We start from the raw sequence: 22382 nt of genomic DNA, 5'->3' as shown, positions 1-22382 counted from the left end.
CTGCATATTTCTGCGCCGCTTGGCCTCGTTCCGCAAACTGAGTTATCTTGCCCTTGCATCAGCTTTCCTGAGGGTTCATGCGGCGGCTGCTCTTTCTCAACGGCATCAAGGCATTCGAGGCCGCGGCGCGGACCGGCAGCTTTGCGGCGGCGGGCGGCGAGCTCAACGTCTCGGCCGCAGCGATCAGCCGGATGGTGCACCTTTTGGAAGAACGGCTCGGCGTCGCGCTGTTCGAGCGCAAGGCGAACCGCCTCGTCACCACGCCGGCCGGCCGCGCCTATCAAGGCGGCCTGACGCCGATCTTCGACGCGCTGGCGGGCCTCACCGCGCAGGTCACGGCGTCGGCGAGTTCGCGCGTGCTGACCGTCGGCGTCGGGCCGACCTTCGCGATGAAATGGATGATCCCGCACCTCGCCGAGTTCCGCAAAGCCGAGCCCGACATCGAGGTGCGGATCACGACCGGCGGCATGGCGGTGCCGTTCGCCGACGATTGGAGCTGCGGCATCCAGCTCGGCGACGGCCATTGGCCGGGCCTCGTCGCCGAGCCGCTGTTCGCCGCTGACCTGATGCCGGTGTGCACGGCGCGGCTCGCCAACGGCTTGAAGCGTCCCGGCGACCTCAAGGGGCCGAGCCTGATCCGCGTCGCGCATTCGCCCGACGACTGGCCGTCCTGGCTGAAGGCCGCCGGCGTGCCGCGCCTGACCGCGCGCGGGCCGGAATTCCAGTTCTACGGCCAGGCGCTGCAGGCAGCGAGCGACGGGCTCGGGATCGCGATGGGGATCCGGCCCTATATCGATGACGATCTCGCCGCCGGCCGGCTGGTGGCGCCGTTTGCGCTCAGCGTGCCGAAGGGCATGCGCTGGTATCTGGTCTATCGCGGCTTCCACGCCGAGCAGCGCGATTTCGCCGCGTTCCGGCGCTGGATCATCCGCGCCGCGACCGAACCGGCCGCTCGCCGCAAGGGAGCGCGCAATGCCTGACGAGACGGTCGATACGCTGGTGATCGGCGGCGGCCAGGCCGGGCTGACCATGAGCCACCGGCTGAAGCAGCGCGGCGTCGGCCATCTGGTGCTGGAGCGGCGGCGGATCGCCGAGCGCTGGCGCAGCGAACGCTGGGACGGATTGATGTTCCAGTTTCCGAACTGGTCGGTGCGGCTGCCGGAGTTCGCGTTTCCGCACAGCGATCCCGACGGCTTCTCGGACACCGCTGCCATCATCGCCTTCATCGAGGATTATGCCGCGTTCGTCGCGCCGCCGCTCCGCTGCGGCGTCGAAGTCACCCGACTGCGCCGCGATGCCGGCGGCTTCCTTGCCGAATGCGCCGGCGGCAGCATCGCCGCCCGCAACGTCGTGATTGCTACCGGTCCCTATCAGCGGCCGCTGCGGCCCGACGTGCTGCGCGAGCATCCCGGCCTGTTTCAGGTTCATGCCAGCGGCTACAAGAATCCCGCGCAATTGCCTGACGGCGCGGTGCTGGTGATCGGCGCCGGCGCCTCGGGCGCGCAGATCACCGAAGAACTGGTGCGCGCCGGCCGCCATGTCTTCCTGTCGGTCGGACGTCACAACCGCCTGCCGCGCCGCTATCGCGGCCGCGACCTGTTCTGGTGGCTGGCCGAGATGGGTGTCGACGAGACCCCGGTCGAGCAGCGCGGCCCGTCGCGCCTGCTGCCGGTGATCTCGGGTGCCCATGGCGGCCACACCATCGATTTCCGCCGCTTCGCCGCCGACGGCGTGACGCTGCTCGGCCGTGTAACGGCGGCGCGCGACGGCGTGCTCGCGATCGCGCCCGATCTCGTCACCAACATCGCCAATGGCGATGCCTACTACGCGACCTTCCTCGGGATCGTCGACGACTTCATCGCGACGCGCGGCCTCGATCATCCCGGCGATCCCTTGGCGCGCGTCCGCCTGCCCGATCCGCCGTGCCTCACTGCGCCCTTCGAGACCATCGACCTCGGCGCCGAGCGAATCGGCAGCGTGATCTGGGCCACCGGCTATGGCCTCGACCTGTACTGGATCGAGATACCGGTGCTGGACGCCAATGGCGCACCGCGACACCACCACGGCGTTTCCGAGGTGCCGGGCCTCTATTTCCTCGGCCTGCAATGGCTGTCGAAGATGAAATCCTCGTTCCTGTCCGGCGTCGGCGACGACGCGGCCCTGCTCGCCGACCATATCGCGGCCCAAACAAAAGGCTGGAACCGCATTGCACCGCGGAAATAAACCGCGCGACTTGTGATCTGGTTCACATAGGGCGCCGCGCGCCCGTGCTTCCTTTGAGAAGGGCATCCCGAGGTCGCCATGATCTATAGCGGTTTTGAGATCAAGTCGTTTGAAGTGGGGAAGGGGCAATGGCACGCCAGGATTCAACGGGTCGATCAAAGGCCGGTCGTCATCGATGGCATGCCGTTTCCGATGCTCGACATCGGCTTTGCGTGGTCCGATCCGGATGCGGCGATCGCCGACGCGAAGCAGACTATCGACCGGTTCCCACAGCGCTACGGCATGACGATGCCGGCAACCGAAGCGTCGGCGTAACCGGCAACGTGGTGCTCGCCGTGGTCCCGCAATGCGAGCCGGATCCGGTCTGGCCGGCGCAGGTCCGCACCAGCTGCCCGGAATGCGCAGCCCGGCTCTCGCTGCTGCGCGTGATTCCCGGCCGCGCCGCCGAATACTGGACCATGCGCTGCGACGGCTGCGGCGGGATCCATCTCGATATCGTCGACCGGCCGCGGGCCTGACGGCCCGACCGGCTTGCTGCTGACACCCTGCTGTCAGCAGCCTCGCCGGCAGGCAATTCCAGGCGCCGATTGCCCTTTTCTCGCTGCCGGACTCGTCCCATATTCCGGCCATGGCGAAGACACCGAACACCCCGAAAAAGCCCGGCAAAACCCCCAAATCCAAAGCACACCGGCCCGAGGTCCAGCCGATTGGGCCCGCGCTTGCCGAACTGCTCAATCCCGCGATCAATCGCGGCGACGCCGGCATGGGTTCGGGCACCGGCCTGCAGCCGCCGCCGGACAATTCCTGGGACCGCCGCGCCGGCGGCGAGGCCGCGGCGCATCGCGCCCGGGCGTCGACGCGCGAGACCAGCGAGGGTGTCGCCAAACGTGATGCGAAGCGCGACGCGTCCGGCCTCGAGGAGGCCCCGCAGGCCAATTACGGCACCTCGGCCACCATTCCGACGCTCGATCCGGAACTGGCGCGGCAGCTCGGCCTGCCCACCGCCGAGGATGATGACGAAGCCCTCGCCCGTCCGCCGCGCAGCAAGATGGAGGCGCTCGGCGTCAAGGCGACCGCCGACGCGCTGGAAAACCTGATCCGCGACGGCCGCCCGGAGTTCCGCAAGGATGACGGCTCGATGCGGGTGTGGACCCCGCACCGGCCGCCGCGCCCGGAGAAATCCGAAGGCGGCGTGCGGTTCGAGATCAAGTCCTCCTATGAGCCGAAGGGCGACCAGCCGACCGCGATCGCGGAGCTGGTCGAAGGCATCGGCCGCAACGACCGCACCCAGGTGCTGCTCGGCGTCACCGGCTCCGGCAAGACCTACACCATGGCCAAGGTGATCGAGGCGACGCAGCGCCCGGCGCTGATCCTGGCGCCGAACAAGACGCTGGCCGCGCAGCTCTATGGCGAGTTCAAGAACTTCTTTCCCGACAACGCGGTCGAGTATTTCGTCTCGTATTACGACTACTACCAGCCGGAAGCCTACGTCCCGCGCACCGACACCTATATCGAGAAGGATTCCTCGATCAACGAGCAGATCGACCGCATGCGCCACTCGGCGACGCGCGCGCTGCTCGAACGGGACGACGTCATCATCGTAGCTTCCGTGTCCTGCATCTACGGTATCGGCTCGGTCGAGACCTACACCGCGATGACCTTCGCGCTGAAGAAGGGCGAGCGCATCGATCAGCGGCAATTGATCGCCGACCTGGTCGCGCTGCAATACAAGCGCACCCAGGCCGAATTCACCCGCGGCACCTTCCGCGTCCGCGGCGACGTCATCGACATCTTCCCGGCGCACTACGAGGACCGCGCCTGGCGGGTGAACCTGTTCGGCGACACCATCGAGACCATCGAGGAGTTCGATCCGCTCACCGGCCACAAGCAGGACGAGCTCGAATTCATCAAGATGTACGCCAATTCGCACTATGTAACGCCGCGCCCGACGCTGGTGCAGGCGATCAAGTCGATCAAATCCGAATTGAAGATGCGGCTCGACCAGCTCAACGACCAGGGTCGCCTCTTGGAAGCGCAGCGGCTGGAGCAGCGCACTACCTTCGATCTCGAGATGATGGAAGCGACCGGCAGCTGCGCCGGCATCGAGAACTATTCGCGCTACCTCACCGGCCGCCGCCCCGGCGAGCCGCCCCCGACGCTGTTCGAATATGTGCCCGACAACGCGCTGGTGTTCGCCGACGAAAGTCACGTCACCGTGCCGCAGATCGGCGGCATGTTCCGCGGCGACTTCCGCCGCAAGGCGACACTCGCCGAATACGGCTTCCGGCTGCCCTCCTGCATGGATAACCGCCCGCTCCGCTTCGAGGAATGGGACATGATGCGGCCACAGACGGTCGCGGTGTCGGCGACGCCGAGCGGCTGGGAGCTGAACGAGAGCGGCGGCGTGTTCGTCGAGCAGGTGATCCGCCCGACCGGCCTGATTGATCCGCCGGTGGACATCCGCCCGGCCCGCACCCAGGTCGACGATCTCGTCGGCGAGGTCCGCGCGACGGCCGCGGCCGGCTATCGCTCGCTGATCACGGTGCTCACCAAGCGCATGGCCGAGGACCTCACCGAATATCTGCATGAGCAGGGCATCCGCGTCCGCTACATGCACAGCGATATCGACACCATCGAGCGCATCGAGATCATCCGGGATTTGCGCCTCGGCGCGTTCGACGCGCTGGTCGGCATCAACCTGTTGCGCGAGGGCCTCGACATTCCCGAATGCGCGCTGGTCGCGATCCTCGACGCCGACAAAGAAGGTTTCCTGCGCAGCGAGACCTCGCTGATCCAGACCATCGGCCGTGCCGCGCGCAATGTCGACGGCAAGGTGATCCTCTATGCCGACGGCATGACCGGCTCGATGGAGCGCGCGATGGCCGAGACCACGCGGCGCCGCGAGAAGCAGGTCGAGTACAACGAGGCCAACGGCATCACGCCGGAGAGCGTGAAGAAGTCGATCGGCGACATCCTCAATTCGGTCTACGAGCGCGACCACGTGCTGGTCGAGATCGGCGACGGCGGCATGGCCGACGACGTCATCAGCATCGGGCACAATTTCGAGGCCGTGCTCGGCGATCTCGAAACAAGGATGCGCGAGGCCGCCGCCGATCTGAACTTCGAGGAAGCCGCCCGCCTGCGCGACGAGGTCAAGCGGCTGCGCGCCACCGAGATGGCCGTGGTCGACGATCCCACCGCCAAGCAGCGCAATGTGCAGAAGCAGGCCGGCGCCTATGCCGGCACCAGGAAGTACGGCGATGCCGCCAACCTGCCGGTCAGCGCGCTGAAGAACAAGTCGGCGCAGACGTCGCTCAAGGCAAGCCGCGGCGCCAAGTCCGGCTCCCGCGTGCACAAGCCCGACCTCGACGAGATGCACGGCCCGGAATCGCTGCCGTTCCGCCCCAGCGGCGCGCTGCCGGCAAAGCCATTCGGCACCACGAGCCGCATCATCCAGCCGACCGACTCGCGGCAGTCGGGGCCGGAGTTCGGCCCCTCGCCGCGAAGCAGCGGAGGAGCACCGGGGAAACGGGGTGGGTGGAAGAAGCGGTAGGCCCTGACGCGCGCCGCGCTTCTGGCATTCCTGCGGAAGCATCGGGTCGCTGTGGTCAGCACAGTGCACGATGGCGAACCGCAGGCCGCCGTCGTCGGCATCGCAGTCGGCGACGATCTCGAGATCATCTTCGATACGCTGACCACCTCGCGCAAATACCAGAACGTCCGCGCCGATCCCCGCGTAGCACTTGTGATCGGCTGGGACGCCGAGCAGACCGCGCAGCTCGAGGGCGTCGCCGACTTTCCAACCGGCGCGGAGCTCACCGCCTGCAAACAGGTGTATTTCGCGGCGTGGCCCGACGGCCCGGAGCGCGAGGCATGGCCGACCATCGGCTATGTCCGCGTGCGGCCGCGCTGGATGCGGTTCAGCGATTTTGGCGCGGTGCCGGCGCGGGTTGAGGAGATCAAACTGGCGTAGACGTGTAGCGCTGGAAATTTGGTTCGGTTTCGCTACGCTGGCCTCATGAAACTCGGCTTCGAAGAATCGCAAACCTCCTACACCAGCGGCTCCCAAAGCGCCCGCGCCTGGACGGAGGCCTGGGTCAAGGCTTGGGCCTATTGTCCGCACTGCGGCACTGCAAAGATGTCGCAGTTTCCGAACAACAGTCCGGTGGCGGATTTCCTGTGCGGATCGTGCAGCGAGGAGTTCGAGCTCAAGAGCCAGAAGGGGAAGTTCGGCCCCAAGGTTGCTGACGGCGCCTACAAGACGAAATGCGAGCGGCTCGCGGCGAGCAACAATCCCAACCTTCTGCTGATGAACTACGATCTGAAGACGCTAGCAGTCGTCAATCTGTTGATCGTCCCGAAGCACTTCTTCGTCCATGACATCATCGAGGAACGCAAGCCGTTGGCCGCGACTGCGCGGCGCGCGGGCTGGATCGGGTCAAACATCCTGCTCGGGAAAGTGCCGGAGTCGGGGAAAATCCACATCGTCCAAAACGGCGTCATTCGCGACAAGGAGCTGGTTCTTGCGGAATGGCAGAAGACACTCTTTCTCCGCGATCAATCGCTGGAGTCGCGGGGGTGGCTGCTCGACGTGATGAAATGTGTTGAATCGCTGGGCAAGCGCGACTTTACCCTCGAAGAAGTCTATGCCTTTGAACGCCACCTCGGCGATTTGTATCCGGGCAATCAGAACGTCCGGCCGAAGATTCGCCAGCAGCTTCAATTCTTGCGCGATCGTGGGTTTATCGAGTTCCTGGCTCGAGGCAATTACCGATTGAAATCTTGAGAGGTCGACATGGCTTGGTTTCTCAATTTCTATAGATGTGAACGTTGCCGCCGCCGCTGGACAGGCGAATGGTCCTGCACGTGCGACGACGACTGCCCTCATTGCGGCGCGCGTCACATGGCGCCGACCAGAAGTGAAGACCTTACCGAATTCATCGAGGAAGAGAACGGCGAATTCATCGTGATCCGTTCGCCCGTCTCAGCAGAGCATGATCCCGACTATCAAGAAGTCGCACGCTTCCCTACGCGCGCGCAGGCGGAGGAATTTTTGGCCTCGACGGAGTTGGGCTAATCTAAGGCGTTCTTCACCGAACGCTGACCACCGCGACCGCCAGCAGCGACATCATGATCATCGTGGTCATGAGTTGCAGCGAGACCGTGGGCTGGCTCCGCCATTGCGCGATCTTCTCGGAGAACGACAGGCTGGCATCGAAGAACACCGGCGCGTAGGCGTGCGCGAGACGGTTCGGAAATCTCGCGGCGAGCCATGGCGTGATCGCGGCGTAGACCAGCGAAGCGAGCACGACGTAGATCACCGCGCCATAGCGTTCGCTGACGATTTCCGGGGCGTCCATGATCTTCAGCATCAGCACGGCGGCGGCGAAGATCGGCAGGCCCTGGAGCATGGCGGTGAGCGCAAAGCCTTCGAGCCGGTTCTGCGCAGGCGATTTCGGTGCAGCGATGGCGTTCATGGCGGCGATCCTTGGCGATCGGGTGATCCGATGCCGCTACGCTAACGGCGCGCGCTCGCGGGTGCCGTGATGCGGATCACGCCCGGACGCGGATCGGGCAATCGGAAGCGCAGAATCGTAGGATGGGTGGAGCGCAGCGATACCCATCAATTGTGCAGCGTGGCGAGGTGATGGGTATCGCTTCGCTCCACCCATCCTACCGGCTGGAATACTGGATCACACGCATGCGCGAGTGATGACACTGAACAAGCTGTTTGGCAGGTTGAAGCGAGCTATCCACATCGTCGCCCCGGCGAAGGCCGGGACCCATTACCCCAAATGCACATTGTTGCACGACGCTCGGGCCGCGATCCCGTTCACGATCGAAGGCGGTGGTTATGGGTCCCTGCTTTCGCAGGGACGACACTGAGGATGCGGCGCCGCCACGCCCTACCCTGACCGCTTGTTGCTGGTGTTCTGGGTCAGATTGCCGTGCGCGGCTTGCTCGCGGATGTTGTGCTTTTCGTCGTCGCGATGGCCCTTGGTGGTGTCGAGGGGAACGCCGGGGGTGCTGCCGGGGCCCTTGTGGCTCTTGTTGTCGTCGGGAACGGGCTGGATGGTCTTGGTTTTTGGTTTCGTCATCATCGTCTCCGTTACGTAACAAGACAACGCCGCCCCCGCGGGCGGCGTTCCGGAAACGTGACTTCACGACAGGCTGGACCTTACAGCTTCTCCTGCTGCGAGGGCTGCGCCTGCTGCTGGCGCTGACGTTCCTGCTCCTTGGCGTGATGGCGGCCGTAGAGGCATCCGGCGGCGGCGCCGAGCATGCCGTGATGGCCGGCATAGTGGCCGGCGACACCGCCGACGACCGCGCCCTTGATGCAGCCCTTGGCGTCGGCGGGCGAAGTTGCGGCAAACGCACTGACGGCAAGAATGGATGCGACAAGAATCGATTTCATGATGAGCTCCAATGGAATTGTCTGGCGTCAACGGCCAAGCCACCCTGCCGGTTCCCGCCGCTTCGCCGCAGAAATGCGCTGCGCACGCGTCTCGATCATGCTCTAAATGCCGCCGCATTGCGGACAGTGTTTTGAAGATCATGCGGACATTAACGATTGCTATTGCCCTCCTCTCGGCCGTTCTCGCGCCCGCACTTGGCGTGCTGTTCATCATGAGCCCTGCCCGCGCAGAGGACAGCGACCACGCGCTGCTCGCGACATTCTGCGCGAGCGCCAACATCAAGGGATCGACCTGCACGCGGGCGAAATCCTATCCCGGCGGTCGGGCGTGCGATGTCAAACTGACTACGGAGCATTACGCCGGACGCTTCCTCGCCGCGAGCAGCGCGCTGCTGGTCGTGAACTATGAAAGCGAGTGCGAGCCGCATGCGACCGATTTCGGCGGCGTCGCGCTGTTCGAGCAGGACGGCAAGGCCACCCGTTTCTTGCGCTTCCTGCCCGGCGCGCAAGGCCACGACTGCATCGTTGTGGCCAAGGACACGCAGCAGGATGTGCTGATCTGCACGGTCGGCCACATGGGCCAGGGCATCGTCGAGAGCGCGGTGGCGCGGATGGAGTTTTCCAGCAAGCCCGGCAAGCGGATCGAGATCACGCCGGACTTCCTGCTCCGGGCCGAGGATGCGGTCAGCGCCTATGGCGCCAATGTCGTGACGTGCAACGAAGGGCCGAAATATTTCGGTCTCTCCAACCTCGCCGCCGGCCCGCGCCGCAACACGGTTGCGGTCGATGTCGACTACGCCGACGACGAGATCATCCGCACCGCCTGCGGCGAGGGCTTTCCGAAGTCGAAGGAGCTCTATTACGACCTCCAGGCCGGCGAGGCCTTTGTGCCGGAGGGCTCGGAGCGGAAGAAGCGGTTCATCATCGACCTCGTGACCGGCAAGGCCGCGCCAGCGAATTAAAGGCCGCGCCGGCGGATTAGGGCACCGCGACAGCGAGCCGGCGCGATCTCACCGGCCGGCCCCGGAGGAGCTCAAGGCCTCGACCGGCGCCAGCGCCGGCTCACCGTCGCGCGGCGCGCGCTCTTGATCGGCTATTTGGAGGCAACCGGCATGACGGCGACAGCAAGCGGCACGGTGTTTCTCATCAGGAACTCCTGGTCGCGGATGCGTCGCCCGTGCGAGTCCAACCGGGGGTCCGCGCGGAGGTTTCATTAATTCGAGGTCACCTGCCGCCGCGCGCTTCACGTCTTCGAGACGCGGTCGGAGCGGCGGCGCCCGGCACTCCCTGCGCAATTTGTGCCACAATGCACGCGGTGGTTGCCGAACCTAATCGCATTTCGCGCGTCAAACATGTGTTTGATTGTGGAACGCGCTTCGGCTCAGAATGTGGGCGAAGGCAGATCAAAGGCGAGTCGGATGGAACCGGCGGAGTCGATCATGGGCGAGGATTCGAACCGGCAACGCGTCTTGAACTTCCTCGATGTCTATTACGCCGGCGGCATCGAGGGCGCGCTCGACCGCTGCAGCGACGATGTCGCGTTCCTTGCCAACGCCCCGGTCGACATCCTCCCGCATATGGGCCAGCACCGCGGCAAGGCCGCGCTGCGCCAGATGTGGACCACGATCCACGAGCGCTATTCCGACATGCGCTATGAAGCGCCGATCGTGGTGGCCGAAGGCGACAAGGTCGCGGCGCAGCTCCGCGTGTTCTTCCGCAAGCGCACCAATGCCCGCGTGGTGCAGTTCGACGTCGCGGTGTTCTATACGCTGCACGACGGCAAGATCACCGAGATCCGCGAGATCATCGACACATTCGACCTCGTCCAGCAGGTGCTGGAGCGTGACGTCGCGGCAGCGCTGACCGGGCAGAACGCAGACTAGCTTCGGCGAAACTGCGGCCATGCATTCCGGCGCCCCGCCCGGCAAATTCGCGACGACTGCGTTGAACCTCGAAGGCCTGCCGCTGACCTATCACTGGGCTTGTTGCGGTCGGGGCTGAAATCACCATGAAAATCGCATTGCTCGCTGTGCTTGGTCTTGCACTGGGCGCCCTCGGCGGCGCCGCTCTCGGCATCGGAGCCGGGCTCACCTGGATCGGAATGGCCAGAACCTCGGGTCTCGACAGCGGAACGCTGGTGTTCTTCACCTTCATGCCGCTCGGCGCCGCGATCGGCGGCATCGGCGGTGCGCTGCTGTTCGCCGTGGTGGCGATCCGCGACGCCGAGATCGTGATCGAACGGCAGCCGGTGCGGCAGCGCGACCGCTGAATTGTGTGACCGGAGCGCTTTCGAGCGTCACATTCCGGTCAAATCCGGCGCAATTGTGCATTGCAAAAAAGTCATTTGCGTTTTGGCCGTTCCGCACTATTTGAGCCGGCAATAGCGATGTGCAGCAACCTGGCAAGGCGTCGGCGCTGACCGCCTGCCATTCGTTTGCTTTGAAAATCCAGTTTCAGGACGAGACCACAAATGACAGAGCATAGCCTCTGGCGTTTTTCGCGCGCGTTGCATCGCGCGATCAATGAACGCCAGCTTGCAGACATCGAGCTCATGCTCGATGACGAGGTCGAATGGGCCATCTACGGACCGATCGACCTGTTTTCCTTCTTCGGCTCGCGCCGCGGCAAGGCCGCCGTGCTCGAGGTGATCCGGCAGATCGGCGAGAACCTGCGGGTGCACCGCTTCGACCGGGAGTCCATCATGCTTGGCGTGGATTCCGCGGCCTCGATGCTGCGCTACTCGCTGACGGCGCTCGACTCCAACAAGCCGATCTCGCTCAGGATCGCGCATTTCGCGCAGTTCAGGGCCGGCAAGCTCACGAGCTTCCGCGTGCTGGTCGATAGCTTCGACCTGGTCGAGCAAACCGTCGGCTACCCGATCCATCTGCCGCGCATCGCGGTCTGACGGCTTCCTGATTTCACGCCTTCGTCATGTCCGGGGCCGCGCCTTCGTCAAGGTGCCCCGGCAGCGCGGCCAGTTTTGCCAGCCCCGAACGGCCGCGCCCGGGCGGCGTGATGCGCGAGCGCGCGCCCGTCCTGGACATGACGATCACGCGTCTATCACTTGCTTTCGCGATGCCGTTGCCGCAATTTTGCGCCACGGCAAATGCGTGCTGCCGCTTTGGAATTTGCGGGCTGGGAATGACTTCCACATTGCGATTTGGCTGGGCGAGGCTGCCGGTGCTGGCGGCCGGCTTCAGCGTGGCGATCACGTTTTCGGCCGGCGCCCAGAGCTCACCATGGCAGATCGCTCCCGCCGTCCAGGAGACTGCGAAAGACCCCGCAAAGGACACCCCGGCCGACAGCGCCGAGGCCGAAGCCGGCGAGGCGCCGCCGGCGGCGGACTGCAATGACGCCGACATCCTGAAGGACATCGACCAGAGCAAGCTCGACTGGAGCCAGCTCGACACCGATTCCACCAGCCTGCCCACGTTGGCGCCGAGGAGCGCCGCCAAGCGCGGCAGCGTCGCCGGCAACGATCCGTCCTGGACCACCAACAACAACGCCAACGGCTCGTCGGCCGTATCGGTCAAGCAGTCGATCTCGCCGTTCCTAGACACCCGCGTCGGCGCCGACATGACAGTCGCCAAACCGGGGGCGACGACGACCTCGGAGCAATTGTCGGAGCGGCTCGCCAATGGCGGCAGCCTGCCGCAATCCGGCGGTTCGGCCTGGGCCTCGATGTCCGCGCCCGGCGTGGCGTCGATCTGGGACAAGACCTCGGTCGAGGCGCGGGTCGATCCCGGCGCCGACCAGAGCAAGGTCGGCACCTCCCTGAGCAAGTCGGTCCCGCTGTCGGAGCAATATTCGCTGACGCTGCAGGGCGGCTATAATTTGATCCAGCAGGGCGTGGTCCCGGTGCCCGGCATCATCGGCACCCCCTCGCACAGCTACGACACCGATCAGTCAGCCCGACTGTCCGTTACCGACACCGGCACCAGCATCACCGCAGGCCAGACGCTGTCGTCGACCTCCGACGACCGGTGGCTGCGCCGGATCGGCGCCGAGCAGAAGCTGTTCGACGGCGTCACCGTCTCGGGCTCGGTCGGCGAGACCCCCCAGGGCACGATCAACAAGAGCATCGGCGCCGGCTACAAGCACTCATGGTGAACGATCTGTTAGCCCTGTCGCGCTAATGATCAGGCATTGCCCCAACTTGGCCCAGATGCGGTCAAATTCGGCGGCACTGATAGGTCCGTAACTTCATCAATTCGTCGTGCGGGGGACAAGCCGCGCTTCGCTATTGCGAACCAGGGGAAAGCCGATGAACGCCACCAACCGTACCGAGGAAGCCACAGAGGCGACGTCCGAGGTCGACACCAACCTCGCTGCGGTCTCGGAAGTCGAAGCCGGCATCCGCGATTTCGTGCGCAACGATATTGCCTATCTGCGCCGGCCGGTGGCGAGCCCGGAGACCGCGCCGACCGACACCAACACCGACGCCACCGTCAGCAACGTCAACTCGCTGATCCAGCGTGTCGCCGGCACCTCGCTGGCCGAGATCGAGAAGCTGATCGGCGAGCTCGAGAGCCTGCGCGACCTGCTGCATGCCGAGGGCCAGCGCGTCCAGCGCGAGATCTCCGGCTATGCCCAGCTCAGCCAGGCCGCGATGAAGTCGACGCGGATGATCGCCGACAACGTCTCGCAGTGGAAGCGCGCCGCCGACGGCCTGCGCAACAGCTGATACCTGATCAATTCAAAAAGCCGGCGCCGCCGCCTCCCGACCGGAAGGCGGCGGTTTCGTTTTGCGTGGCGGATTCAACGCGGAACGTTTCGTTATTCAGCGCGGTGTAAACTCCGCGGCGTCAATTCTTGCAGAAGCCGATTTGAACTTTCGGTGCCGAGCCCGCGTCCAATCCGGAATTCGTGTCCGGACCGCGCCTGGCGCGGCATCCATTTGGAGAGAATTCATGCAGAGCGTCCGGCCGGATAACGCCGATCCCATACCGCTGCGCCAGCCGCAGCAGGGCATCGGCACGATCATGATCCGGTTCATCGGCATCCTGGCGGCCGCGACCGTCGTCATGGTGCTGATCTGGAATCGCTAGAGCATGCCCAAGCCCGAAGGGCCGCGTTGCCGCAAAGTGCGAAGCGGTCTTCCGAAAAGATGATGCCCAACCAAGAAGCTTCTGGAAGAAGTGTGACGCAGCCTGCCGAGGGGTCACATTGAAAGGCGCAACTGCGCGCAGTTGGCGCTGCCAGCAGCGCCCGGAGTTACAGACGGTCGATCAGCGATCGATGCTCGCGGTGGTCTCGAAGGAATAATTGCCGTCGGCAAAACCCTTCACCACCATACCGGTCGCCAGCATCACGACAACCGTTACCGTCGCGAAGATAATTCCGACGAGTTTCAGCGCGCTGCGATCTGCCATGGTATCCCCAGTGGTGCTTGCCCGGATGTCCGTGCCCTCAAACATAAGGCAGGGACAAAGGTTCAAAATGCGTTAGCAAAAAATGAGTTCCACGCAACGCACAACTGCGTCGGCGGCAGACTTAGTCTGCCACCATGGCGTCCGTGCAACATCAGAGGCGTGCGGGCAACATCAGGAACCGGGATTCCGGCGCGGCACGAAGGCGGTCGCGAGGAACGAGAACACCACCTCATTGCGCTGATTGACGCCGGTGTTGCGCGCCTGAAGGATGCCCCATTCGGGCCGCTTCTCGGACGTGCGCTTGGTCTCGACCTGGTTGGTGAAGCTGATCGTATCGCCCGCCAGCACCGGGCGGATCCAGCGCAGCTCGCGGAAGCCCGGCGAGGGCCCCCAGACCGCGACCTTCTCACCACGCGCGGCGGCTTCCGCGGCGAGCCGCTTGCCGTCGGCGACCAGCAGCTTCATGCAGACGCTGGCGACATGCCAGCCAGACGCGGCAAGCCCGCCGAACAGCGAGTTGCGCCCCGCCTCCTCGTCGAGATGGAAGCGCTGCGGATCGAACTGCGCGGCAAAGCGCTTGATGTCCTCGGCGGTGAAGGTGAAGGAGCCGAACTCGCGCCGCGCCCCGATCTCGATATCTTCAAAGAAACGCATCTGGTCTATGTCCTGAGCATGATCTCCGCGCAAACGCGTTCCGCGTTTGTCGCGAGGGAAAACCGCTTCGCACTTTTCCGGATCATGCTCGCTTACCCGCGCCGTCCCGGCGGCTGACGATGATCGGCGACTCCATCTCGCACAGCATCTCGCCGCGCGCGTTGCGGATCGTGCCCTTGAAGGTGACGATGCCGGTCTGCGGCCGGCTCTTCGAGACACGCGCCTCGACCACGTCGACGTCCAGCGTCAAATCGTCGCCCGGACGCAGCGGCGCCACCCAGCGCATCTCGTTGACCCCGGGCGAGCCGAGCGAGGCGGTGCGGCCGATGAAGCCGTCGAACAGCATCCGCATCATCAGCGAGCCGAGATGCCAGCCGGAGCCCGACAGACCGCGGAGCATGGATTTCTGCGCCGCCTCCTCGTCGAGATGCATCGGCTGCGGGTCGAACTCGGCGGCAAAGGCGAGGATTTCCTCGCGTGAAACATGGCGCGGGCCGAACGTGCCGAAACGGCCGGGCTTGAAGTCTTCGAAGGTCAGCGTGGTCATTGGGTGAGGATATGCCGGAGGGAAGCCCGATTGTGGCCGTTATTTGCAGCAATCACAACCGGCCCACTCGCATAGCTCGCCCCTGGACTGCCGGCGCCCGGTCCGGGGCCAGGCTTTGGCGGGACCGATTGGGCTCCTGCGGTATCGATCCCACAGGTCGCGGAGGCGCTTTGGCGCCGTCCCGCACCATTTGGCCCGGCGAAACGCCTCGTCCCGATGGACGCCTCCCCGCAGGCTCCCGGGACGAAGTGATCACGCCGGGGGTGACGCAGTAGGATGAACGAGACGCGAATCATATTTCGGCTGGCCGGGAGAACCATGATGTTCGATTTCCAGGATCTGTTTCAGTGGGACCGCTTCATCACGCCCACGATCATCAAGACGTTCTACTGGCTGGTGATCGCGGTCATCGTGCTGTTCGGGATCTCCGGCATCCTGTGGAGCCTCACCGCGATGGCGATCAGCCCGTTCGTCGGCTTCATCCAGCTGCTTGCGTCGATCGCCAGCGTCTTCGTCGGCATCGTGTTCTCGCGCATCATCGCCGAGTTCATCCTGATCGTGTTCCGGATCAACGAGCATCTCGGCGCGATCCGCGATCGCGATGCGGGAATGCACTGAGGCTCAGCCTCCGGCCGGAGGGCTGCCGCCGATGCCGTGGTTAATCCGAAGTAGTCCCCGCGCACAAATGCCAGCGAAATTCCGACCGGGATCTTAAATCCGCTCGCGTATCACCCCCAGCATTGCCGAGACCAACGCGGGGGCGTCGTGACTTCCAGGAATGGTTTTATTGCCGTGAGGCCGGGCACCGCGCCGGGCTTCACGACCGAGGATATTCTATGGGCTGTCGGCATCTGGTCGGTGATCCTGACCCTGGCGCCGGTGATCGTGTTCTATCTGCTGATGGTGGCGTAACGCCACCTGCTCCGTCATTGCAAGCGGAGCGAAGCAATCCATTCCACCGCTGGCGGAGACATGGATTGCTTCGTCGCGGAGTTTGTCATGGGGACGACCAGAGGTCCGGACCCGTTGGCTCCTCGCAACGACGCTCACGATAAAAAACGCGCGGGTACCGCGCGTTCTTTCCAGTTCGAACCAAAGCGGCGTTGTTACGCCGCCTGCTTGTGCATCGCGCCGGACGCCGACGCCGTGCCGCGGATCGCCTTGATCGAACGTTCGATCGCGGCCCACAGCCGATTGATCTCGGCCGCGGCGCGGCCTTCCGCGTAATATTCGCGGGCGCCTTCACCCTGGCCGAGCGCCATCAGAAGATCGGCGCGGTTGGTGATCTGGCCGCTCCACACCGGTGCGCGGAATTTCGCCAGCGCTTCGCGCGCGATCGCGACGATGCGGCTTTCGGCGCCGTCACGCTGCGCGGGCGCGCCGTTGATCACGACGGCATAGGGCTTGCGCATCGAGCGACAGGTCTGAATGGTTTCCTGCACTGCGTTGACGTCGAACACGCCGGGCCGCGCCGGAATGATCACCATCGTGGCGTTCTTGATGGAGTCGTCGACCACGGCCGACAGATTCGGCGGCGTGTCGATGAACACCCACTCGATGCCGTCGCGCTTGGCTTGCGCAATGATCCCGCTGACCGAGTTCACCGCGGTCTTGATCGCCGGCTCGTTGGTGCCGCGCAGCTTGTGCCAGAGCGTCAGCGAGCCCTGCGGATCGGCATCGATCAGCAGACAGGGCTTCGTCGCCTTGTGCACTTGCGCAGCGAGGTGAGCAGCCAGGGTACTTTTTCCCGAGCCCCCCTTACGCGAAGCGAAAACAATCACGTTCATACGTTGGCCTCCAGATTGACCCCAGGAGGCGAAAATGAATCAGCACGCTGATTCGCGAAAGAAAAAATTTCTTGCAATCCGCAAAGTGGCCAAGATTACCGGTGCATTTTGCTTTTTGAGTCACACCATGCTTATGACGCAACCGCAAATGGAAGCGCTAAGCGTTTGATATGACTCACGCCTAGCGCTTTTCGGCAGTTTTGGCGCGCTCACGCGCAATCCATTTGCGCTCGATCCAGCCGAGCAATTGCGCCGTCGGTTTCTGCAAGAACGGCACATCCTGCGCGAACAAAAGGAGTCCGAGCGGCAGCATCCAGAGTCCGAGCACCGGCAAGAAGCTGAAGATGCCGCCGATGATCAGGAGGATCGCGAGCGGAATCCGCACATAGCGCGACGACGGCTTGCGCAGCCACGCGACGAAGCGCGCCGGCTTGTCCGGCAGCTTGGCCTCGAACCAGGCGAAGTGCCGATCGATCTCTTGCTGGTAGTATTCGCTCACGCGTCCCACTCCGTCCGTTCCACAGGCGGGAACGGATTTGGCAAACAACACAAGCCTCAGAGATGATGCTGCGTGACAGCGTCACAAGGCGTCAGTCTGTCGCGCATCGCAGCCTTGAAATCGCGGCCCAGCAATCCACGCGCGTTTGCGCGTGAAGTGACGTCGGTTCGCGTGAAGACAACGCAGTAAGCGAGCGACGCTTGCGCGCGCGCAATGGGAACTAGGTCAGTGCGTGGACTTCTTCGTCTTGTGCGATTTGTGGACCTTCCGCTTGGCTGCGACCGGCCGCCGCTCCTCGCGCTCGCTCGCCTCACGCGGCTCAGGGCCGCCGCGGAAGAACACACGGCAGGCCGGCGACAGCTGCGCCTTGTTCCTGATCATGCAGGCCGTGATGCGATCGACGTCGGGAATCTCGGGGCCGCAGAGCCGGAACGCATCCGGCGTACAGGCCTGCTGCTGGTCGGGCGTGTAGGCCTCACCCCGGCCCGGAAGCAACAGCGCCGCAAGCGCGACGGCTGATATCAACGCAAACGAAAAACTCCTTGAACCGGCGGTCCCCATGCGTCCCCCCAAGGTGGCACTAAGGCATCGTTAAGGCGTCGTTGCGCGGAGTGTGGGTGATGCGACGAAGAAGTGCAAGCGGACGAGATGACACGCCGGCGGCGATCAAGGAAGCGGCGAGCGATCTCGCGATGGCCTCAGCTGGCGATGTCCCGCTGGGTGATGATTGCGGATGGTACAGTTGGGTGGGCTCGAACCACCGACCTCCTGTTCCACAGACACGGCAAGGGCTCCGCCGGTGCTACGCCACTCCCGCCTTCCGTACGAAAATTGGAGTATTATCAACTAATAAGCCCCGCCGGGCCCCGCCTTGTCTGCGCTGCAATTCGCGCTATGGTGGTAGCTACGTGGTAGCTACCGAGGCGATAGATGGCTGTTTCGAGTATAACGATCCGAGCAGTGCAAGCACTCAAGCCGGGCGAGACTATTTGGGACGCGGACCATCGCGAAGCGGTGCGGGGCTTTGGCGTTCGGCGCCAACGCGATCAGGCGACCTACGTCCTCAAGTACCGCGTATTCGGTCGGCAGCGCTTCGTCACGATCGGCCCTCACGGCGCGCCGTGGACACCCGAGCGGGCACGCAAGGAAGCCAAGCGGCTTTTGGGCCTGGTTGCCAACGGCAAAGACCCCGCGGACGAGAAAGCCAAGGCGCGCCTGCAGGCGGCCGACACGCTTTCGGTAATCGCGGACCAATATCTCCGGAACGCCAAAGAAAGACTGAAGCCCCGGACCTATTCAGAAGTCGAACGCTACTTGTTGGTCAGCTGGAAACCCCTGCATCCGGTCTCGGTTTTCCAAATCACCCGCCGTCATATCTCGGCTCGTATCGCTGACATCGCATCAGTTCATGGAGCGGTCTCGGCGGCCCGCGCCCGGACAGCCCTATCCTCAATGTTCAACTGGGCAATACGCGAGGGTCTCGACATTCCCGCGAACCCGGTCCTCGGCACCAATCGACCAGCGCAGCCGGGAAGTCGCGAACGGGTCCTCACGGAGATGGAACTATCAGCCATCTGGCAGGCCTGTGACGGTGACGATTACGGGCGCATCGTGCGTCTGTTGCTACTCACAGCTCAACGCCGTGATGAAGTAGGCAGTATGCAATGGCCCGAACTTGATACTAGTTGGGGACTCTGGACACTGCCACCCAGCCGGACCAAGAACCATCGCGAGCACTTGCTGCCATTGGTTCCCGCCGCCTTGGCCCTACTCCCACTCCGCCGAGATGGCCGAGACTTTCTCTTTGGTGACGGACCCCGACGCAGCGGTGATCCGCATCGCGGGTTCTCGGGCTGGTCAAAGTCGAAGGCGGCGCTTGATGCGCGCATTGCGGAAGCCATGGGCGAACCCCTACCCCATTGGACCGTCCATGATCTTCGCAGATCGGCGTCCACTGTGATGGCCGACCGGCTTGGCGTCTTGCCACACATCGTGGAAGCGATCCTAAACCACGTCAGCGGCCACCGGGCGGGCGTTGCTGGTGTATATAACCGCGCGCGGTACGCGGTAGAGATGCGCGACGCGCTCGAACGCTGGGCAGAACACCTCACGGCCTTACCAGCCCAAAGCCGGGGCGGTGATGGGATTCGCCGGGACCGGCTTGGGCCATCGGCCGCGCATGGCGCGCCATCACTACTTTAGTAGCGTGATGGCCCCGTACTAACCAGTGGTTGTACGGCTCGCCCTCCCGTGGTTGGCTGATCCACAACCAACCACAACATTCGGGGGACCCTAAGAATGAAGCAAGTCGCTCTTGCAGCCGCGTTGATGCTGACCGCCACCGCCGCGCACGCACAATACCTCGGCTCCGGGTCCAATCCGAACAGCCACGGGGTTTCCGGCTACACGCGCAGCAATGGCACCTACGTGCAGCCGTACCAGGCCACAAATCCTAACGGCACCCAACGCGACAACTACGGCACCAGCGGCAACGTGAACCCGTACACCGGCGCCACCGGACATCGGACGCCGCGGTACTGAGTTAGACTCTGATCGGCGCACCCGCCGTCAGGTTAGCGCCCCGGCGCCACAGCAAGGATTGCAATTCTCTCCGCTCTTTTTGGAGCTTCCATGGCTATTCGCTCAGGAGACGATTTCTACAACCGTGTTGGCGGTGACAGAATTGGCAGCCGGCAGATTGACGAGTTGATTGGCATCGCTCGAGGGCTCGTGGCGGACAATCAGATCAACCAGGCAGAAGTCGAATTCCTTCAGAAATGGCTCGCCGCCAACCTCCACATAAGCGATCAGCCGGTGGTGCGGGTCCTCTACGAGCGCATTACCGAAATGCTAGCCGACGGCAAACTCGACGACGACGAAAAGGTGGAGTTGCTCGACACGCTAAACCAATTCTCCAACCGCGATATCGGCGGCTTGGGAGAAATCCTCAAGTCGACATCCCTACCTCTGAACGACCCAGAGCCAGCACTGACGTTTCCGGGTCAACGGTACTGCTTCACGGGGACCTTCAATTTTGGCTGTCGCAAGGAATGCGAGCGCGCGGTCGAAGACCTAGGAGCCGAGGTCGGGACCTTAACTCAGAAGACGAATGTTCTGGTGATTGGCATCTATGCTACCGACTCTTGGAAGCACTCATCCTTCGGCAATAAGATCATGAAGGCGTGCGAGTGGCGCGACAGCGGTTGGCCCATTTGCATCGTCTCGGAGCCTCATTGGAGAGGGTACCTTTCAACTTGAGGATCACACTTGACCGGCGAGAGGCGTGCCATCCACGACCTTGTGGCATTGCCAAGCTTCTATTCGACGCATTCCTCCTGACCGCCCCGCTTCTCACCGCCATCGCCTTATCGCTCTGTATTGTAGGACCGGCGGCCGCGGAATGCGGACAACGAGGCGGCCCTGGTTATCGTGGCCCGAATGGTAAATGCGTCGGGTGGGCTGAGATGGGGCGCGTATGCGGCACTCCGCCCGAAACTCGATGCAGAGCCGAGGCTGTAGCACCGAACGCGTCTGAGGCTGCCGGTCACGGGGCGAAGATTGAAGAGCTGCGCCAGCCGCAGAAGAAGTAAGATGTTGTTCGCTCAACTCCCGCAGGGGCTGCCAGGATCCATTCCTAGATCAAGGAGGGCATAGGGCTGGCCCAAGCCGTTCGCAGCAGACGCTCGTCGCGCGAAGCACGGTCAACTGGCCATATTGGTACTCGTCCGCTCGTCCGTGACTGACCACCCGTTCATAAGGCCTCACAGCACTTATCTGTTCGGGGGTAAGCTGCTCTCTTCGCAGGCATAGTGATATCTACCTGATTTTTCCGTGCGGAGAGTCATGCCGCCGAACAGTTGCGATGGATTTATCGCGTCTTGGCTGCACCGCCCGGATTCTGCGGACCTTTCGAGCTCATGCACCGCCTTCACATTGCAACTTATGGGTGATAGCATTCAGCCATTGCCTAGGGGGAGGATTACATGTTCCGTTTTCCGCTTGCCTTTTTCGCCCTTCTCGTATTTTGCAACGCAGCATTCGCCTGGGGAGATACCGGCCACAAGATTGTCTGTGAGATCGCCTTCAGGCTGGCCCTGCCAGACACGCGCGCGGCAATCCGGAAGTTGATCCGCGCCGATACCGAGTTCGACACATTCGCGGAATCCTGCGTTTTCCCGGATCACCCCCGCAGGCGCAAGCCGGAGCATTTCATCAATTTGCCCCGCGACTCGACGGGACTGAAATCGGATGAATGCCCGACGGCCGACAAGTGCGTGCTCACCGCGATATTGAACGACTCTGAAGTACTTTCTTCCAGGAACGCGAAGGCCGCGGACAGGCTTATCGCCCTTAAATTCCTTGGGCACTGGGTCGGCGACATTCACCAGCCGCTTCACGTTTCATTCAAGGATGATCTCGGTGGAAACGAAATAGACGTACAGGGCGAATGCTCGGGCAACCTTCATTCGGCCTGGGACACCTGTCTGCTCGAAGACGCGGTCGGCACCGATATATCAGAGGCGGCTTCAAGCCTCATTGAAGAAATAACTCCGGAGAAGAAAACGAAGTGGGCCGCCTCCGACCCCCGGGACTGGGCCAACGAATCCTTCGCGCTCGCGGAAGCCATCGCAACGAAGTATTGCGAAAAGCACGGACAGTCCTGCGACAAGCCGGACAGGAGCGTAACGATTGACGCAGACTATCTGAAAAGCAACGAACCTATAGTGAAGGAGCAATTGCAGAAAGCCGGCGTGCGATTGGGCAAACTTCTTGACACTGCATTCGGAGATTGACTGTTTCGCGTTCAAGGTTTGCCGGCATTTTTGCAACCAGGCTCTATTTCGAACTAACCGTGCGCATTGGTTGCAGCGAACGACCGGGTCGA

The 22382-nt window shown here is 63.5% G+C and carries 32 protein-coding genes; 22 read left to right on the top strand and 10 right to left on the bottom strand.

The window, feature by feature from the left end:
• Positions 1-77 precede the first annotated feature (77 nt).
• From FBZ93_RS37740 to FBZ93_RS37705, 8 genes are all read left to right on the top strand, one after another.
• Positions 78-980 (top strand): LysR substrate-binding domain-containing protein, encoded by a 903-nt coding sequence (locus FBZ93_RS37740; protein ID WP_146992607.1) that lies wholly within the window; start codon positions 78-80, stop codon positions 978-980.
• On the top strand, positions 973-2223 hold the full coding sequence (locus FBZ93_RS37735) for an NAD(P)-binding domain-containing protein (protein WP_146992605.1): 1251 nt from the start codon (positions 973-975) through the stop codon (positions 2221-2223). The genes FBZ93_RS37740 and FBZ93_RS37735 overlap by 8 nt, the downstream gene beginning before the upstream one ends.
• Positions 2224-2301: 78 nt before the next feature.
• Complete coding sequence (locus tag FBZ93_RS37730) at positions 2302-2538, top strand: hypothetical protein (protein ID WP_074130212.1); 237 nt, start codon at positions 2302-2304, stop codon at positions 2536-2538.
• A gap of 11 nt (positions 2539-2549) precedes the next feature.
• Positions 2550-2741 carry a hypothetical protein gene (locus tag FBZ93_RS37725; protein WP_146992604.1) on the top strand — a complete coding sequence of 64 codons (192 nt, stop codon included), beginning with the start codon at positions 2550-2552 and terminating at the stop codon, positions 2739-2741.
• 110 nt (positions 2742-2851) lie between these two features.
• A complete protein-coding gene (gene uvrB, locus FBZ93_RS37720; protein ID WP_146992602.1) occupies positions 2852-5776 on the top strand; it encodes an excinuclease ABC subunit UvrB in 2925 nt (974 codons plus the stop codon).
• Positions 5777-5779: 3 nt separating this feature from the next.
• Positions 5780-6196, top strand: coding sequence for a pyridoxamine 5'-phosphate oxidase family protein (locus FBZ93_RS37715; protein WP_146992600.1), 417 nt, complete (start codon positions 5780-5782; stop codon positions 6194-6196).
• Positions 6197-6241: 45 nt separating this feature from the next.
• Entirely contained in the window at positions 6242-7009 is a 768-nt protein-coding gene (locus FBZ93_RS37710) for a DpnI domain-containing protein (protein ID WP_146992599.1), read from the top strand.
• Between the two features lie 9 nt (positions 7010-7018).
• Entirely contained in the window at positions 7019-7300 is a 282-nt protein-coding gene (locus tag FBZ93_RS37705) for a hypothetical protein (protein WP_146992597.1), read from the top strand.
• Positions 7301-7313: 13 nt separating this feature from the next.
• Here FBZ93_RS37705 and FBZ93_RS37700 read toward each other — a convergent pair whose 3' ends face one another.
• The 3 genes from FBZ93_RS37700 to FBZ93_RS37690 all read right to left on the bottom strand — a co-directional run bounded on the left by FBZ93_RS37700 (position 7314) and on the right by FBZ93_RS37690 (position 8638).
• Positions 7314-7700 (bottom strand): hypothetical protein, encoded by a 387-nt coding sequence (locus FBZ93_RS37700; protein WP_146992595.1) that lies wholly within the window; start codon positions 7698-7700, stop codon positions 7314-7316.
• 429 nt (positions 7701-8129) lie between these two features.
• Positions 8130-8321, bottom strand: coding sequence for a hypothetical protein (locus tag FBZ93_RS37695; protein WP_246667805.1), 192 nt, complete (start codon positions 8319-8321; stop codon positions 8130-8132).
• An 80-nt stretch (positions 8322-8401) separates the two neighbouring features.
• Positions 8402-8638, bottom strand: a complete 237-nt coding sequence (locus FBZ93_RS37690; protein WP_146992592.1) for a hypothetical protein — start codon at positions 8636-8638, stop codon at positions 8402-8404.
• Positions 8639-8778: 140 nt separating this feature from the next.
• Between FBZ93_RS37690 and FBZ93_RS37685 the strand changes: the two genes are divergently transcribed.
• From FBZ93_RS37685 to FBZ93_RS37670, 4 genes are all read left to right on the top strand, one after another.
• Positions 8779-9600 carry a hypothetical protein gene (locus FBZ93_RS37685; RefSeq protein WP_146992590.1) on the top strand — a complete coding sequence of 274 codons (822 nt, stop codon included), beginning with the start codon at positions 8779-8781 and terminating at the stop codon, positions 9598-9600.
• Between the two features lie 477 nt (positions 9601-10077).
• A complete protein-coding gene (locus tag FBZ93_RS37680; RefSeq protein WP_146992588.1) occupies positions 10078-10521 on the top strand; it encodes a nuclear transport factor 2 family protein in 444 nt (147 codons plus the stop codon).
• 125 nt (positions 10522-10646) lie between these two features.
• On the top strand, positions 10647-10907 hold the full coding sequence (locus FBZ93_RS37675; RefSeq protein ID WP_146992586.1) for a hypothetical protein: 261 nt from the start codon (positions 10647-10649) through the stop codon (positions 10905-10907).
• Positions 10908-11108: 201 nt separating this feature from the next.
• Entirely contained in the window at positions 11109-11543 is a 435-nt protein-coding gene (locus FBZ93_RS37670) for a nuclear transport factor 2 family protein (protein WP_146992584.1), read from the top strand.
• 13 nt (positions 11544-11556) lie between these two features.
• Here FBZ93_RS37670 and FBZ93_RS37665 read toward each other — a convergent pair whose 3' ends face one another.
• Complete coding sequence (locus FBZ93_RS37665; protein ID WP_146992582.1) at positions 11557-11850, bottom strand: hypothetical protein; 294 nt, start codon at positions 11848-11850, stop codon at positions 11557-11559.
• Here FBZ93_RS37665 and FBZ93_RS37660 point away from each other — a divergent pair.
• The 3 genes from FBZ93_RS37660 to FBZ93_RS40950 all read left to right on the top strand — a co-directional run bounded on the left by FBZ93_RS37660 (position 11819) and on the right by FBZ93_RS40950 (position 13686).
• Positions 11819-12748, top strand: a complete 930-nt coding sequence (locus FBZ93_RS37660; protein ID WP_146992581.1) for a hypothetical protein — start codon at positions 11819-11821, stop codon at positions 12746-12748. The two genes, FBZ93_RS37665 and FBZ93_RS37660, sit on opposite strands and share 32 nt — an antisense overlap.
• 154 nt (positions 12749-12902) lie before the next feature.
• Positions 12903-13322 carry a hypothetical protein gene (locus tag FBZ93_RS37655; protein ID WP_021081820.1) on the top strand — a complete coding sequence of 140 codons (420 nt, stop codon included), beginning with the start codon at positions 12903-12905 and terminating at the stop codon, positions 13320-13322.
• Between the two features lie 226 nt (positions 13323-13548).
• Entirely contained in the window at positions 13549-13686 is a 138-nt protein-coding gene (locus tag FBZ93_RS40950; protein ID WP_167350178.1) for a hypothetical protein, read from the top strand.
• Between the two features lie 180 nt (positions 13687-13866).
• Here the strand turns inward: FBZ93_RS40950 and FBZ93_RS40945 are convergent, their stop codons facing one another.
• The 3 genes from FBZ93_RS40945 to FBZ93_RS37645 all read right to left on the bottom strand — a co-directional run bounded on the left by FBZ93_RS40945 (position 13867) and on the right by FBZ93_RS37645 (position 15211).
• Positions 13867-14010 carry a hypothetical protein gene (locus tag FBZ93_RS40945; RefSeq protein ID WP_016841369.1) on the bottom strand — a complete coding sequence of 48 codons (144 nt, stop codon included), beginning with the start codon at positions 14008-14010 and terminating at the stop codon, positions 13867-13869.
• Between the two features lie 171 nt (positions 14011-14181).
• On the bottom strand, positions 14182-14664 hold the full coding sequence (locus tag FBZ93_RS37650) for a MaoC family dehydratase (protein WP_146992579.1): 483 nt from the start codon (positions 14662-14664) through the stop codon (positions 14182-14184).
• An 82-nt stretch (positions 14665-14746) separates the two neighbouring features.
• Positions 14747-15211 carry a MaoC family dehydratase gene (locus FBZ93_RS37645; protein WP_146992577.1) on the bottom strand — a complete coding sequence of 155 codons (465 nt, stop codon included), beginning with the start codon at positions 15209-15211 and terminating at the stop codon, positions 14747-14749.
• A gap of 321 nt (positions 15212-15532) precedes the next feature.
• Between FBZ93_RS37645 and FBZ93_RS37640 the strand changes: the two genes are divergently transcribed.
• Together FBZ93_RS37640 and FBZ93_RS40940 are read left to right on the top strand one after the other, a co-directional pair.
• Positions 15533-15829: a DUF4282 domain-containing protein gene (locus FBZ93_RS37640; protein ID WP_050422462.1), complete on the top strand. Its 297-nt coding sequence runs from the start codon at positions 15533-15535 to the stop codon at positions 15827-15829.
• Between the two features lie 147 nt (positions 15830-15976).
• Positions 15977-16123: a hypothetical protein gene (locus FBZ93_RS40940; protein WP_167351861.1), complete on the top strand. Its 147-nt coding sequence runs from the start codon at positions 15977-15979 to the stop codon at positions 16121-16123.
• Positions 16124-16317: 194 nt separating this feature from the next.
• Here FBZ93_RS40940 and FBZ93_RS37635 read toward each other — a convergent pair whose 3' ends face one another.
• Positions 16318-16998, bottom strand: coding sequence for a ParA family protein (locus FBZ93_RS37635; protein WP_021081815.1), 681 nt, complete (start codon positions 16996-16998; stop codon positions 16318-16320).
• A 34-nt stretch (positions 16999-17032) separates the two neighbouring features.
• Between FBZ93_RS37635 and FBZ93_RS41805 the strand changes: the two genes are divergently transcribed.
• A complete protein-coding gene (locus tag FBZ93_RS41805; RefSeq protein WP_283810882.1) occupies positions 17033-17167 on the top strand; it encodes a hypothetical protein in 135 nt (44 codons plus the stop codon).
• A gap of 12 nt (positions 17168-17179) precedes the next feature.
• On the opposite strand, the gene FBZ93_RS37630 is transcribed toward FBZ93_RS41805, so the two are convergent.
• On the bottom strand, positions 17180-17506 hold the full coding sequence (locus tag FBZ93_RS37630; protein WP_146992575.1) for a hypothetical protein: 327 nt from the start codon (positions 17504-17506) through the stop codon (positions 17180-17182).
• Between the two features lie 216 nt (positions 17507-17722).
• Positions 17723-18058 (bottom strand): hypothetical protein, encoded by a 336-nt coding sequence (locus FBZ93_RS37625; RefSeq protein WP_246667804.1) that lies wholly within the window; start codon positions 18056-18058, stop codon positions 17723-17725.
• Positions 18059-18457: 399 nt separating this feature from the next.
• On the opposite strand from FBZ93_RS37625, the gene FBZ93_RS37620 reads away from it, so the two are divergent.
• The 4 genes from FBZ93_RS37620 to FBZ93_RS37605 all read left to right on the top strand — a co-directional run bounded on the left by FBZ93_RS37620 (position 18458) and on the right by FBZ93_RS37605 (position 22290).
• Positions 18458-19699, top strand: coding sequence for a tyrosine-type recombinase/integrase (locus FBZ93_RS37620; protein WP_246667803.1), 1242 nt, complete (start codon positions 18458-18460; stop codon positions 19697-19699).
• A gap of 96 nt (positions 19700-19795) precedes the next feature.
• Positions 19796-20038, top strand: a complete 243-nt coding sequence (locus FBZ93_RS37615; protein WP_146992573.1) for a hypothetical protein — start codon at positions 19796-19798, stop codon at positions 20036-20038.
• Between the two features lie 90 nt (positions 20039-20128).
• Positions 20129-20755: a BRCT domain-containing protein gene (locus tag FBZ93_RS37610; protein ID WP_146992571.1), complete on the top strand. Its 627-nt coding sequence runs from the start codon at positions 20129-20131 to the stop codon at positions 20753-20755.
• 725 nt (positions 20756-21480) lie between these two features.
• Positions 21481-22290: a S1/P1 nuclease gene (locus FBZ93_RS37605; protein WP_146992569.1), complete on the top strand. Its 810-nt coding sequence runs from the start codon at positions 21481-21483 to the stop codon at positions 22288-22290.
• Positions 22291-22382: the final 92 nt, after the last annotated feature.

Origin of the sequence: Bradyrhizobium macuxiense (assembly GCF_007993935.1) — a bacterium.
GTDB classification, from domain to species: Bacteria; Pseudomonadota; Alphaproteobacteria; order Rhizobiales; family Xanthobacteraceae; genus Bradyrhizobium; species Bradyrhizobium macuxiense_A.
The sequence above is the reverse complement of the archived record's forward strand: the minus strand, read 5'-3'. Positions and strand labels throughout refer to the sequence as shown.